The 13582-nt window shown below is 66.9% G+C and carries 13 protein-coding genes; 6 read left to right on the top strand and 7 right to left on the bottom strand.

The features are described from left to right. Positions 1-115: 115 nt before the first annotated feature. The 3 genes from CAL26_RS14290 to CAL26_RS14280 all read left to right on the top strand — a co-directional run bounded on the left by CAL26_RS14290 (position 116) and on the right by CAL26_RS14280 (position 2982). The gene (locus CAL26_RS14290) at positions 116-1141 is read left to right on the top strand and encodes an ABC transporter substrate-binding protein (protein ID WP_094849874.1); all 1026 of its coding nucleotides are present in this window, start codon (positions 116-118) and stop codon (positions 1139-1141) included. 154 nt (positions 1142-1295) lie between these two features. Next, entirely contained in the window at positions 1296-2159 is an 864-nt protein-coding gene (locus CAL26_RS14285; RefSeq protein WP_094847555.1) for an ABC transporter permease, read from the top strand. A 1-nt stretch (position 2160) separates the two neighbouring features. Next, positions 2161-2982: an ABC transporter permease gene (locus tag CAL26_RS14280; protein ID WP_094847554.1), complete on the top strand. Its 822-nt coding sequence runs from the start codon at positions 2161-2163 to the stop codon at positions 2980-2982. Between the two features lie 86 nt (positions 2983-3068). On the opposite strand, the gene CAL26_RS14275 is transcribed toward CAL26_RS14280, so the two are convergent. The 5 genes from CAL26_RS14275 to CAL26_RS14255 are packed head-to-tail and all read right to left on the bottom strand — an operon-like array spanning position 3069 to position 7300. Then, on the bottom strand, positions 3069-4028 hold the full coding sequence (locus CAL26_RS14275; protein ID WP_094847553.1) for a 2-hydroxyacid dehydrogenase: 960 nt from the start codon (positions 4026-4028) through the stop codon (positions 3069-3071). A gap of 34 nt (positions 4029-4062) precedes the next feature. Further along, on the bottom strand, positions 4063-4560 hold the full coding sequence (locus tag CAL26_RS14270) for a type II 3-dehydroquinate dehydratase (RefSeq protein ID WP_094847552.1): 498 nt from the start codon (positions 4558-4560) through the stop codon (positions 4063-4065). A 16-nt stretch (positions 4561-4576) separates the two neighbouring features. Beyond that, a complete protein-coding gene (locus CAL26_RS14265; protein ID WP_094849873.1) occupies positions 4577-5194 on the bottom strand; it encodes a glutathione S-transferase in 618 nt (205 codons plus the stop codon). Positions 5195-5229: 35 nt separating this feature from the next. Further along, positions 5230-6246 (bottom strand): NAD(P)H-quinone oxidoreductase, encoded by a 1017-nt coding sequence (locus tag CAL26_RS14260; protein WP_256988430.1) that lies wholly within the window; start codon positions 6244-6246, stop codon positions 5230-5232. Further along, a complete protein-coding gene (locus tag CAL26_RS14255; protein ID WP_256988429.1) occupies positions 6233-7300 on the bottom strand; it encodes an ABC transporter ATP-binding protein in 1068 nt (355 codons plus the stop codon). Before CAL26_RS14255 ends, CAL26_RS14260 begins: the two co-directional genes overlap by 14 nt. Positions 7301-7575: 275 nt before the next feature. Here CAL26_RS14255 and CAL26_RS14250 point away from each other — a divergent pair, with 275 nt between their 5' ends. After that, the gene (locus tag CAL26_RS14250; RefSeq protein ID WP_094847550.1) at positions 7576-8826 is read left to right on the top strand and encodes a flavin-containing monooxygenase; all 1251 of its coding nucleotides are present in this window, start codon (positions 7576-7578) and stop codon (positions 8824-8826) included. Between the two features lie 85 nt (positions 8827-8911). On the opposite strand, the gene CAL26_RS14245 is transcribed toward CAL26_RS14250, so the two are convergent. Beyond that, positions 8912-9904: a Bug family tripartite tricarboxylate transporter substrate binding protein gene (locus tag CAL26_RS14245; RefSeq protein ID WP_094847549.1), complete on the bottom strand. Its 993-nt coding sequence runs from the start codon at positions 9902-9904 to the stop codon at positions 8912-8914. A 208-nt stretch (positions 9905-10112) separates the two neighbouring features. Here CAL26_RS14245 and CAL26_RS14240 point away from each other — a divergent pair, with 208 nt between their 5' ends. Beyond that, positions 10113-10679 carry a type 1 glutamine amidotransferase domain-containing protein gene (locus CAL26_RS14240; protein WP_094847548.1) on the top strand — a complete coding sequence of 189 codons (567 nt, stop codon included), beginning with the start codon at positions 10113-10115 and terminating at the stop codon, positions 10677-10679. Between the two features lie 65 nt (positions 10680-10744). On the opposite strand, the gene CAL26_RS14235 is transcribed toward CAL26_RS14240, so the two are convergent. Beyond that, positions 10745-12064, bottom strand: a complete 1320-nt coding sequence (locus tag CAL26_RS14235) for a DNA topoisomerase IB (protein ID WP_094847547.1) — start codon at positions 12062-12064, stop codon at positions 10745-10747. Positions 12065-12402: 338 nt separating this feature from the next. Here CAL26_RS14235 and CAL26_RS14230 point away from each other — a divergent pair, with 338 nt between their 5' ends. Beyond that, positions 12403-13578 carry an efflux RND transporter periplasmic adaptor subunit gene (locus CAL26_RS14230; protein ID WP_256988428.1) on the top strand — a complete coding sequence of 392 codons (1176 nt, stop codon included), beginning with the start codon at positions 12403-12405 and terminating at the stop codon, positions 13576-13578. Positions 13579-13582 lie beyond the last annotated feature (4 nt).

The following is a 13582-nucleotide window of genomic DNA, read 5'->3' as shown; positions in this document are numbered from 1 at the left end:
TCCCTATGGAAAAGGCGACTTGGTCCGGGCGGGCGCTCTGCCGCATGATGGCTGCAGCCTGGCGAACGACTTCGAACGCCAATCACTTCACCGGGCCTATTCCAAGGGGCATGCAATGATTCGAAAACTTTTATCGGTCGGTATTCTTGCCAGCACGCTGGCGGGCAGCGCGGCGTGGGCCCAGGATGCCCTGGTCGTCAGCACCTGGGGCGGCAGCTTCCGCGACCTGATCGATGAGAACATCGGCAAGGAATTCACCCGCCAGACCGGGGTGCCGGTCAAGTACATCACCGGCGGGACGATAGACCGGCTGAACAAGGCCAAGCTGGCGACCAAGCCGGAAAGCGACATCACGTTCACGACGTCGCATATCGGCTGGCTGTACGTCAACAGCAATCTGTACGAAAAGCTGGACACCAGCAAGCTGAAGAATTATTCGCACCTGGTGGACCGCGCCAAGATCAGCCCGTACCACATCGGCAGCTGGGCGTATGTCTACACCATCGGCTACCGTCCGGACCTGGTGCCGTCGAACATCAAGTTCGACAGCTGGAACGACCTGTGGAATCCGGCGCTGAAGGGCAAGCTGTCGGCCCCCGACTTCGATCCCAGCCACATCATCACCGTCGCGGCCCTGCTGTCCGGCGGCGACGCGGCGCACTGGCAGAAGGGCGAGGACAAGCTGAAGGCGCTCAAGCCCAACTTCAAGGCCTTCTACACCAACGACGCCAACAGCCAGCAGCTGATCGCCACGGGCGAGACGCCGGTGCAGGTGCTGCTGTCGATGAATGCCTACTACATGATCGGCCAGGGCGTGCCCATCAAGGTCGCGATGCCCAAGGAAGGCGCGGTGCTGGGCGTGGACACGATGGGCATCATGAAGGGCAGCACCAAGACGGACCTGGCTTACAAGTTCATCGATATCGCCCTGTCGCCTGAAGTGCAGGCCAAGATCGTGGCCGCCAAGAAGGCCAGCCCCGTGGTGGACAACGCCAAGGTGTCGCCCGAGGATGCCGCCTTGCCCGGCGTGTTCACCACCAAGGAACAATGGGACAAGCAGGCCATCGTGATCGACGACAAGCTGCGCGCCGAGAAGACCGCCGAATGGCGCAAGTGGTTCACCGAAAACATCATGAACTGAGCGCCACCGGCGCCACACCTCGCGTCGCGACGGGCAGTCTGCCGCCGCGACGCGGCGCATTTCAGCGCGGCCGGCCAGGCCGCGCGTGCAGACCCATGCGGTCGCGCGGCAGTCCTCGGGCAACACACGTAGACGTAGACGGAAAGATCGATACATGGACAAGCGTTCCGGGCTAAGGGCATTGAGGGGATGGCTGGTTTCCCCCGCGAGTGTCGTCGCGCTGTGCATCGTGGCGGCGCTGATCACGGTGTTCCAGTTCAGTTTGCGTTCGTTCATACCCGGATCGATGGACGTGGGCGGCCTGACGCTGGCCAACTTCACCACGCTGAACAAGCCGATCTACCTGGACGCGTTCGCCAACACGCTGCTGCTCAGCGTCGAAACGACGATTTTTTCCCTGCTGGTGGCCTATCCCCTGGCGTATGCGCTGGTGCGGGTGCGCAACCGGGTGCTGAAGTCCTTCATCCTGATCGTGTCGATCACGCCGCTGTTCCTGGGCGAGATCGTGCGCACGTACTCGTGGATCATCGTGCTGGGCAACAACGGATTCATCAATACCATGCTCCGCAAGGCGGGTTTGATCGAAACGCCGCTGAACCTGATGTTCAGCCATCTGGGCGTGCTGGTGGCCCTGGTGCATGTGACGATCCCGGTGGTGGTGCTGATGCTGGCGACGGCGATCTCGCACATCGACCGCGATTATGCGAAGGCCGCGCAGAGCCTGGGCGCCGGGCCGGTGCGCACGTTCCTGACAGTGACGCTGCCCTTGTCGATGCCCGGCATCCTGGCCAGCGTGACGACGTCGTTCGCCTGGACGTTCAGCGCCTTCGCGACGCCGCAGATGATAGGCGGCGGCCGCGTGCCGACGGTCTCGACGCTGGTCTACCAGCTGGGCTTTTCGTCGATGAATTTCCCCCTGGCCGCCAGCCTGAGCGTGTCGGGCCTGGCGCTGACGGTGGTGTCGCTGATGCTGCTGGGGCGGCTGACCCGGCGGTTCAAGGCCATACAGGTGCATTGAGATGAAGAAACGCAATACCGTGCCGATGTGGCTGCGCGTGGGCGCGCCGCTGCTGATCGTCCTGATCCTGGCCTTCATCCTGCTGCCGGTGGTGGTGGTCACGATGGCGTCCTTCAACGACAAGGCGCTGCTGACGTTCCCCCCGCAGAACTGGTCCCTGCGGTGGTTCGAAAGGGCCTTCACCTACCCGGATTTCCAGGATGGCTTCCGGGCCAGCATGGTGGTGACGCTATGGGCGTCGCTGCTGGCGCTGGTGATCGGGACGGCGCTGGCGATCGCCGTGAAGCGGCTGGAGTTTCCCGGGAAGAACGTCCTGCAGGCGGTGTTGCTGTCGCCGCTGGTGATACCGCATTTCACCCTGGGACTGGGCTTGCTGATCCTGGTCGCGCAGCTGGACCTGGATCGCGGCTATGGCCTGGTGATCCTGTGCCACGTCATGCTGGTATTGCCTTTCGTGCTGCGCAGCGTCTACGTGTCCATGGAGAACCTGGATGCGCGCCTGGAGCAGAGCGCGGCCAGCCTGGGCGCGTCGCCTGTGCGGGTGCTGTTCACGATCACGGTGCCGCTGCTGGCGCCGGGCCTGTTCGGCGGCTGGCTGTTCGCCGCCATCATGTCGTTCAGCGAGTTCACCGCGTCGCTGTTCGTGACGACCCAGAGCACGCAGACCTTGCCGGTGTCCATGTACAACTATGTGCGGGAATTCGCCGATCCGACCCTGGCGGCGCTGTCGGTGGTCTACATCTTCGTGACCGCGGCGGTGCTGGCGGTGGCGAACGGCTTTCTGGGATTGGGGAAGGTGCTGAACATCGAGGAGCCGCGCTAGCGGGCCGCGCGCCGCGCGGCGCCGGCGGGCAGATCCACCGGCGGCCGTGCGTATGCGTGCGTGCGTGTGTGCCGCGCAGCCGCGGCCTAGTAGCCGCGCGCGGGATCGATGCGGTTGACCGGATCCTGGCCGTTGGAGACGCGCACGATGTTCTCGGCGATCTGCGTGGCCGCCGACGCGGGGATGGCGACGGACGCCAGGTGCGGGGTGATCAGCACCGTGTCCATCTTCCAGAGCGGATCGTCAGCGGGCAAGGGTTCGCGCTCGAAGACGTCCAGCGTGGCGCCCGCCAGGTGGCCGCTTTGCAGCAGCTCCGTCAGGGCCGCCTGGTCGAGCAGGGCGCCGCGGGCGACGTTGATCAGGGATGCGCCGCGGGGCAGCTTCCGCAGGCGCTCGCGCGTCAGCAGCTCGCGCGTTTCCGGCGTCAGCGGCAGCATGACGACCAGGATGTCGGCCTGGGACAGCACGCTGTCCAGGTTCTCCATGCCCGAGTAGCACTGGACGCCGTCGATCTGGCGCGGGCTGCGCGACCAGCCCAGCACGGTCAGGCCCTGGCGTTGCAGTTCGCGGGCGGCATACGCGCCCAGTTCGCCCAGCCCGAGGACGGCGACGCGGATTTCCTCCGGCGAACGCGGATGGCGGTAGGCCCATTCGGCGCGCCGCTGCGCCTGTTCGAACCAGGGGATGTCGCGGGCGTAGCGCAGGGTGGCGAACAGCACGTAGCCGGCCATCATGCGGCCCATGTTGGGGTCGGTGATACGGGTGATGGGGATGCCCGCGGGCAGGTCCTTGCGGCCGACCAGGGTATCGACGCCAGCGCCCAGGTTGATGATGAGGCGCAGGTTGGACATGCGGTCGAAGAAGCCCTCCGGCGGCTTCCAGGCCAGGGCGTAATGGACGTCGGCGGGATCGGTGACTTCGCCGGCATGCAGGACGCGCAGGCGGGGCAACTGGGCCCGCAGCGCGGATTTCCACACGTCGAAGCTGTCGAACTCGCTGTAGAAGACCAGGGAGCCGGAGCATTCCCCGTTGTGGATGGCGGTCATAGGGCGGTGTTCGGTCTGGGGCGAGGCGGCGGGTTCAGGCCAGCGCGGGGCGGCGGATCAGGCGTGCCATGGCTTCGATGGCGAGTTCATAGCCCTCGGCGCCCAGCCCGGCGATCACGCCGTCGGCGGCCTTGGAAATATAGGAGTGGTGGCGGAAGGGCTCGCGCTTCCAGATATTGCTCATGTGCACTTCGATGATGCGGCCGGAAAAGGACAACAGGGCATCCAGCAGGGGGATGGACGTGTAGGTCAGGCCCGCGGCATTGATGATGACGCCCTGGGCGTCGCCGCGCGCTTCCTGGATCCAGTCGATGAGCTGGCCTTCATGGTTGGACTGGACGAAATTCAGGGCGATACCGAGCTCGGCGGCCTTGTTTTCGCAGCGCTGGCGCAGCATGGGGAAGCTTTCGGAGCCGTAGGTCTTGTTGGCGTCCAGGCCATAGAGATTGGCGTTGGGGCCGTTCAGGAACCACACCTTGGTGGTGTTGCCGGCGGAAGGCGTGGCGGGGGCGGCGGTGGCGGTGGCGTTCATGGTGGCGTTCGGATGGTCAGGCGTCGCGCGGCGTGGTGGCCCGCATGGCGGGCAGTTGCCCGAAGGCGTCGAACCAGCGCGCGGTGTGCGGATGGGTGGCGCGCCAGTCCAGCTCGGCGAAGCGGAAATCCAGGTAGCCCAGGGCGCAGCCCAGGGTGATTTCACCGATGGTGGGCCGTTGCACGGCCAGGGATGCCGCCTGCGGTTCCAGTTCGTCCAGGCTGGCCTCGACCTTTTTCAACTGCGCCGCGCGCCAATCCTGCCATTGCGATTCGGGCGGCCGGGCGGCGATTTCATAGCGGGCCAGCAGGGCCGCGTCCAGCAGGCCGTCGCCCAGTGCCTGCCACGTCAGGGCGCGCCAGCGTTGCGGTCCCGCCGGTGGGAACAGGTGATCGTTGCCGGCCAGGTCGGCGATGTATTCGCAGATGACGCGGCTGTCATAGAGCGCGGCGCCGTCGGCCAGGATCAGGGTGGGGATCTTGGCCAGCGGGTTGTGGGCCGCGATGCGGGCATCGCGCCGGATGGGATGGGCGGCGCTGTCCAGCAGCGCGATGCGGTCGACGATGCCGCACAGGTGCGCGCAGGCCATGACCTTGCGCACGTAGGGGGAAGTGGGGGCGTAGAAGAGTTGCATGGCGTGGGGTTCGGGGGCGGAGGGCAGGGCGGCCATCAGGGCACCAGCACGAGTTTGCCGAACACCTCGCCGCTTTCCAGCAGTCGATGCGCATCGGCGGCCTGGGCCAGGGGCAGGCCGGCATGCAGTTTGGGACGCACCCGGCCGTCTTCGACCAGGGGCAGGACATGGCGCGTGATCTCGATCGCCATGCGGGTTTTTTCCGCCGCCGTCTGCGGACGCAGGGTGGACGAGTGCAGGCTCAGCTGCTTCTGCATCAAGGTCAGCAATTCGATGTCCACCGACGATCCTTGCAGGAAGGACAGGCTGATATGGCGCCCGCCGAAGCCCAGCGCCTGCAGGTTGCGGCGGACGTAGTCGCCGCCGACCATATCGAGCACGACGTCCACGCCACGTCCCCGCGTGTCATCCTGGCAGGCGACGACGAAATCGGTGTCACGGTAGCAGATCGCCTGGGCCGCGCCCAGCTCGCGCAGCGCCGGCAGGCGTTCGGCCCGGCCGGCGGTGGCGATGACGCGCGCGCCGGCGGCGTGGGCCATGCGGATGGCCAGCGTGCCGATGCCGCCGGCGGCGCCGTGCACCAGCACGGTCTCGCCCATGCGCAGCCGGCCCAGCTCGAAAAGGTTGTGCCAGACGGTGAACAGGCCTTCCGGCAGCGCGGCGGCCGCGAGATCGTCCACGTCGTCCGGCACGGGCAGCGAGTGATCGACGCGGGCCACGCACCAGGGGGCGTAGCCGCCGCCGGGCAGCAGGCTCATCAGCCGCTGGCCTTGCAGCGCGGACGGCACGCCGGGCCCGCATGCGGCGACCTCGCCGCAGGCTTCCAGGCCCAGGACGTCGGTGACGCCTTCCGCCGGCCGGGACAGGCCCTGGCGCTGCATGATGTCGGGCCGGTTGACGCCGGCCGCGCGCACGCGCAGCAGGACTTCGCCGGGACCCGGCGCGGGAACGGGGCGTTCGGCCAGGGCCAGTACGCCGGCATCGCCCGGCTGGGTGGCGATGACGGCCTGCATGGTGCGGGGGATATCGGTCATGGGTTCAGGCGGAAGCATTGAAGACGCTGATTCCTTCATCGGGCAGCACCAGTCCCGCCACGGCGCCAACCGGCCACTGCTGCATGGCGTCGAGTCCGGCGCTGCGCACCATGACGCGCTGGCGTCCGGCCACGGGGATATCGACGTCGATATAAGAGTCGATGTGGTCGCCCTGGAAGACGTGATTGACGACGGTGCCGCTCAGCACCGAATTGCCGTGCAGGCTTTCCAGCGCGATCTGCTCGGGACGCACGTAGACGTCCAGGCGGCGCCCTTCGTGCGAGCCGCCGACCAGGCGTTCGCGCGGCACGCGGATCAGGCCGGCGCCCAGGCGCAGGTGGATGCCGTCGGAATCCGCGCCGTGGTAATGGGCGGGCAGGATATTGACGTCGCCCAGGAAGGACGCCACGAAGGGATCCTGGGGATTGCGGTAGAGTTCGCCCGGGCTGGCGATCTGGCGGATGACGCCGGCCGACATGACGGCGATGCGGTCGGACATGCTCAGGGCTTCGCCCTGGTCGTGCGTGACGAAGACGGTGGTCACGCCCAGCCGGCGCTGTATGTCGCGGATTTCGACCTGCATGGCGCCGCGCAGGCTTTTGTCCAGGGCCGAGAACGGTTCGTCCAGCAGCAGGACCTTGGGCCGGATCACCAGGGCGCGCGCCAGGGCGACGCGCTGCTGCTGTCCGCCGGACAGTTCGCGCGGCCTGCGCTGGCCCAGGCCGTCCAGCTTGACCAGGGCCATGACTTCCATGACGCGCTCGGCGATTTCCTTGGACGGCACGCGCCGCATGCGCAGGCCATAGCCGATGTTGCGCTCGACCGTCATGTGCGGAAACAGCGCGTAGTTCTGGAAGACGATGCCGATCTCGCGCTGATAGGGCGGCAGGTCGGTGACCAGCTGGCCGTCGATGAAGATCTCGCCGTTGTCGGCGTCGGCGAAGCCGGCGATCAGGTTCAGCAAGGTGGTCTTGCCGCAGCCGGACGGGCCGAGCAGGGTCAGGAATTCGCCGCGCCGGATCTTGATCGACACGTCGTGCAGCACAGTCTGGTCGCGGTATTTCTTTACCACTCCTTCCAGACTGACCGCGCAAGAGGGATCCGGAAGAGAGGGGCTGTTCTGCATGGCGGCGGCAATTTAGACACGATGGATGGGGAAAGAATACGGGAAGGGCCGGGCGGCGGCCCTTTGTGGATGCTGAGGCCGTTCATCGGAAAAAACGAAAGCCGGGCCCTTGCCCCTGCCATTTGCTTTTTCCTAAGTCCGGCGTCCGAAAATCGAAGTTATCAAGCCTGGGGTTCTGGCTCACACTGCCTGCCATCCATGAGTGAGTGAAGGAACTCCAAATGTCAGTCGAAAAAACCAATACGCTGGTGATCGGCGCCGGCCAGGCCGGCATCGCGATGAGCGAGCACCTGGGCAGGATGGGTATTCCGCACATCGTGCTGGAACGCAAGCGTATTGCCGAGCGCTGGCGTTCCGAGCGCTGGGACTCGCTGGTGGCCAATGGCCCGGCCTGGCACGACCGCTTCCCGGGCCTGAAGTTCGGTGACGTCGCGGCCGACGTCTTCCCGCCCAAGGAACGCATGGCGCAGTACTTCGAGGACTACGCCCGGATGATAGAGGCGCCGGTCCGCACCGGCGTGGAGGTGCTGAAGGTCACGCGCAACGAGAAGCGGCCGGGTTTCACCGTGACGACTTCCGCCGGCGTGATCGAGGCCCAACACGTGGTGGCGGCGACGGGCGCCTTCCAGATTCCCAGCTATCCCAGGATCGTCCCGGACAGCGCCGGCATCCAGCAGCTGCATTCGTCGGCCTACAAGAATCCCGGCCAACTGGCCGAAGGCGCCGTGCTGGTCGTGGGCGCCGGCGCGTCGGGCTCGCAGATCGCCGAGGAATTGCGGCAGGCCGGCCGCACCGTCTACCTGTCGGTGGGCGAGCATTACCGGCCGCCGCGCTCGTATCGCCAGCGCGATTACTGCTGGTGGCTGGGCGCCCTGGGCATGTGGGACGAGGTCAAGAAAAAGCCGAAGCGCGAGCACGTGGCGTTCGCCGTCAGCGGCTACGAAGGCGGCAAGACTGTGGACTTCCGCCGCCTGGCGCACGCCGGCATCACGCTGGTGGGTATCACCAAGGGCTATGAGAACGGCACCCTGACCTTCGAGGAAGGCCTGGCCGCCAACGTCGCGCAAGGCGACGCGGACTATTTCGAGGTGCTGCGCGAGGCCGATGCCTATATCGAGCAGAACGGCCTGGACCTGCCGCCGGAGCCGGAAGCCTGGAAGCTGCTGGACGACCCGGAATGCCTGACCCACCCCATCCTGGCGCTGAACCTGGCGCAGGCGGGCATCAAGAGCATCGTCTGGGCGACGGGGTTCAAGATGGACTATTCGTGGATGGAGATCGATACCTTCGACGAGAAGGGCTACCCGATCCACAAGCGCGGCATTTCCATGGAGAAAGGGATTTATTTCCTGGGCCTGCCCAACCAGACGAACCGGTCGTCGTCGTTCATCTGGGGCGTCTGGCATGACGCCAAGTACATCGCGGACCACATCGGTATCCATATGGATTACCTGGCCTACGAGAAGTCCTGAACCGGAAGTCCCGGGCCGCCTGTGAAAAGGGCGGGCGGGCCGCCCGGCCCGTCCGCCCGCTCGCGCGCCGCCAGGGCGACGCGCCTTATTGCGGCGCGATCCTGGCTTCCTTGATCACCTGCGCCCATTTTGCGGTTTCGGATTGGATGAAGGCCGCGAACGCTTCCGGCGTGCCGCCCGCCGCCTGGCTGCCCGTATCGACGATGGACTTGGCGACTTCCGGATCCTTCAGCACCGCGTTCAGTTCCTGGTTCAGTCGGTCGATGATGGGACGCGGCGTGCCCGCCGGCGCCACGATGCCCTGCCAGTTGTAGGATTCATAGCCCGGCAGTCCGGCTTCCGCCATGGTCGGCACGTCCGGCAGCACCGCCAGCCGCTTGGCGGCGGTGACCGCGATGGGGCGCACCTTGTTGCCCTGGATCGCGGGCAGGGCGGCATAGCCCATTTCGAACATCATGGTGATGTGCCCGCCCATCAGGTCCGTGGACGCCAGGTTGCCGCCCTTGTAGGGCACATGGGTGATTTCGATGTGCGCCTGTTCGGCGAACATCTCGCCGGACAGATGGTGGGCGCCGCCGACACCGGACGAGCCAAACGTCAGCCTGCCCGGTTCGGCCTTGGCCAGCGCGATCAGCTCCTGCAGGTTCTTCGCCTTGACGGTGTTGTTGACGCTGAGCACCAGGGGGCTGTTTTCGATCAGGATGACGGGCGCCAGGTCCTTGACGGGATCGTAGGGGATGCTCTGCATCAAGGAAGGATTGACGGCCATCGGCGCCAGGTTGCCGGCGCCGATGGTGTAGCCGTCGGGATTGGCCCGCGCGATGAAGGTCGTGCCCACCACGCCGCCGGCGCCGGCCCGGTTTTCCACGATCACCGTCTGCTTGAGCCGCGGTTCCAGCTTGGCGGCGATCAGCCGCATGCGCGTATCGGCGAAGCCGCCGGGGGCGTAGGGGATGACGATGGTGATGGGCTTGCTGGGGTAGTTGCCGCCGGCCTGCGCCATGGCCGGCGCACCCTGGATGAGCAGCGTCGCCGCGAGTCCCGCCGACGCCAGGACGCGCGTTGCGTATGTCTTCATGGGATATCTCCGTTTTGATTGTCGATGCATCGGGCGTTTTCGATGTTCGGCCTGAGGCTCGGCCCGTACGATCGCGATTGTGCCTGGATTATGGAGAAGGCGCTTCAGCCTGTCGTCAGCTGCGCCCGCCGGCACCCGGTTTGCTGGAGACGGCGCATCGCCGGCCACGCCGGCGTGGCTCGTAACCCTTACCTCGATGGAGTATGCAATGGCTGAGGAATTGAAGGATGTATCCGTGGCGATCCTGGCGGTCGACGGCTTCGAACAGGCCGAGCTGATCGAACCCTGCAAGGCGATCGCAGCCGCGGGCGGCCGGGCGGTGATCGTATCGAACACGCTGGAGCCGATCCAGGGCTTCAAGCACACCGACAAGGGCGACACCGTGAAGGTGGACCTGACCTTCGTCGACGTGGATGCCGAACCGGACAAGTTCGATGCCGTCATGTTGCCCGGCGGGGTGGTCAACGCCGACGAGATCCGCCGCCATCCCAAGGCGCAGGATTTCGTGCGGCGCATGGATGCGGCGGGCAAGCCGATCGGCGTGATCTGCCATGGGCCCTGGCTGCTGATCTCCGCCGGATTGGCGAAAGGCCGCACGCTGACCAGTTGGCCATCCCTGCAGGATGACCTGCGCAATGCGGGCGCGACCTGGGTGGACAAGGAAGTGATGGTCGACCGCAACTGGGTCAGCAGCCGCAAGCCGGACGACCTGCCGGCGTTCAACCGCGAATTCGTCGCCCTGGTGGCGAAGTCCGCCCACGCGCAGGCGGCCTGAGCAGGCGGCGGAATCGGGCGGCTGAATCGGGCGGCGTAAGCAGGCGGCCTGATCAGGCGGCCTGATCAGGCGCCGGCGGGCGCCGCCGTGCCGCTGCCGGCGGCACGCGCACCACGCGCACCACGCGCGGTGCCCCGGCGGCCTGCCGTACCGGGCTTCCCGTCGGGCTTGGCCGTCGCGATCCCCTGGACGCGATCCTTCTGGCGCAGCTGCTTTTCCTTCCCGGGCGAACTGGCCGGCCGCTCGTCCAGTGGCATTTCGGGCTTTTCCGCCACGCCGGCCACGCGTTCGGCCCGCGACGGCGGCGCGGACAGGAAATGCAGCAGCCGCCGTTCATCGGCATTCAGGCCGCGCGGGGTGGACGGCGCGGCGCCGCAGCGCGGCATTTCACCGGCCAGATAGGCTTCCAGGATGCGCGGGTGGATGTAGCACTGCCGGCAGACCGTCGGCGTATTGCCCAGCCGCTTGGCCACCGCCTTGACCACTTCCACCATATTGCGCTTGGCTTCGGTCGGGGTTTTCCACGGCCGTTTGCTGAGCTCGGCGAGCGCCAGCACGGACCCCGCCCAGGTGCGGTAGTGCTTGGCGGTGAAATCGGCCTGGCCCGCTTCGCGCAGGTAATCGTTGACGCAGCCGGAATCCACCGTGCGCACCTTGCCGTCCGCTTCCCGATAGGTGAACAATTCGTGCCCCGTGATTTCCATGCAGCGCTTCACCACCGCGGCGATCCGGCGGTCCTGCACCGTCACGTCGTGCTCCACGCCGCTCTTGCCCTTGAAGCGGAAGCGGATGCGGTGGCCGGCGATGGTGGTATGCCGGCGGCGCAGCGTCGTCAGGCCATAGGAACCGTTGGTGCGCGCATAGGTGGATGAGCCGATGCGTATGAAGGTGGTTTCCAGCAGCCGCACCACGACCGAGACCACCTTGTCGTGCGTCAGGCCCGGCATGCGCAGGTTGCGTTCGACCTTGCGGCGGATGCGGGGCAGGGCGGCGGCGAAGGCGGTCAACTGCTCGTATTTGTTGGCGTCGCGCACGGCGTGCCAGGACGGGTGGTAGCGGTACTGCTTGCGCCCGCGGGCGTCGCGGCCCGTGGCCTGGATGTGGCCGTCGGGATCCGGGCATATCCAGACGTCCGTGTACGCCGGCGGGATCACCAGCGCGTTGATGCGCGCGATGACCCCGGCGTCACGGATGCGCTTGCCCTTGGGGTCGTAGTATTCGTAGACGTCGCCGGAGATGCGGCGCGTGATGCCGGGCCCGCGGTCGTCGACGTAGACCAGGCCGGCCACTTCGCAGCAGGGGCTGGCGCCGGGCGGGGCGGCATCGGGATCTCGGGCGGCGCTCACGGCCGGTGGGGGGGCGGCGGTCTTCTGTGCGGTCGGCATGATGGATTCCAGCTAGTCAAGCCGGCCTGCGCAAAGGCCGTGCCCGCCTGGGCTTTCGCCCGATCGCACCATTCCCCTGTGGCGCGCCGCTCCGGCGCGGCGGCCTGCCGATCCAGGCGGCTCTGGCTCTCGGGGCCCCGGGGCGCTGTTGCATTTCTCCATCGCACTGCACAAAAAGTCCGCTTCCTTGCAAGGGATATGGATGTCAAACGACATCTGTCAGGTATTATGGATGTCAAGTGACATCTATATAGGCCGTTGCCGCTATCGATGTCCCCACATCAATCACGGCGGCCGGCTGCTGGAACCCGGTTTCGCCGCCTATCAAGGACTTCGCGGTGAAAACGCTCTATGTAGGTACCCTGGCCGCCGTGGCGGCCGTCGCTGTGGTCACAGGTGCGAGCTATCTGTGGTCCGGCGCCCCGGCCGTGGCGGCGGCGCCGGCCGCCTTGCCGGAAGTGACCGTGGCGACGCCGCTGGTCCGGCAGCTGGACAGCCGCATGGGCGCGCTGGGCCAGTTCTCGGCGGTGAACCAGCTGGAATTGCGGCCGCAGGTCGGCGGCACGTTGACGGGTATTTTCTTCCGCGACGGCGACGTCGTGCAGAAAGGCGCCTTGCTGTTCACCATCGACCCCAAGCCCTATGAGATCCGCCTGGCGCGCGCCAAGGCGCAGCTCGATACCGCGCGGGCACGGCTGGCGTTGGCCGACAGCGAGTTGCGGCGCGCCGTCGCGCTGGAGCAGGGCGCCGCGGGCACGGTCCAGAATTCCGAGCAGCGCCGCGCCGACCGGCAAGTCGCGCAGGCCGCCATCGCCGCCGCCAATGCGGAAGTCGACGACGCCCAGTTCGACCTGGACCGTTGCCGCATCGCCGCGCCCTTTACCGGCCGCATCAGCAATCACCTGGTCTCGGTCGGCAACCTGGTCGCGGGCAGCCGCGCCGCCAGCAGCCCGACGACGCTGCTGGCCACGCTGGTCTCGCTTGATCCCATCTATCTGAACTTCGATCTGAGCGAAGCGGACTACCAGAGCCTGTCGCGCTATCGCGCCGACCATCCGGGCCAGGCCTCCGACGCCATCGAACTGGCGCTGGGCGGCGACAAGGCGTATTCGCGGGTCGGCAAATTCGACTTCATCAACAATGTGCTGGACCGGGCCAGCGGGACGATACACGCGCGGGCCACGGTGCCCAACGCCAACCTGCGCCTGACGCCGGGCGAGTTCGCCCGGGTGCGCGTGGTGGTGGACCAGCCCACGACCGCGCTCCTGGTGCCCGATGCGGCCGTGCTGCCGGACCAGTCCCGGCACATCGTGCTGGTCGTCGCCAAGGACGGCACCGTCACGCCCAAGGGCGTGCAGGTGGGCGATATCAGGAGCGGCCTGCGGGTCATCAGAAGCGGGCTGGCGCCTGACGACCAGGTGATCGTCGGCGGCTTGCCCTACGCGACGCCGGGCGCCAAGGTCGCCACCAAGACGGCGGCGATCGAGCCCACCGCGGACCGCACCGAGGATTGACGCC

It is taken from the genome of Bordetella genomosp. 9 (assembly GCF_002261425.1).
In the GTDB taxonomy this organism is placed as follows: domain Bacteria; phylum Pseudomonadota; class Gammaproteobacteria; order Burkholderiales; family Burkholderiaceae_B; genus Bordetella_C.
Note: the sequence above shows the minus strand (reverse complement) of the source record. Positions and strands in the feature narration are given on the sequence as shown.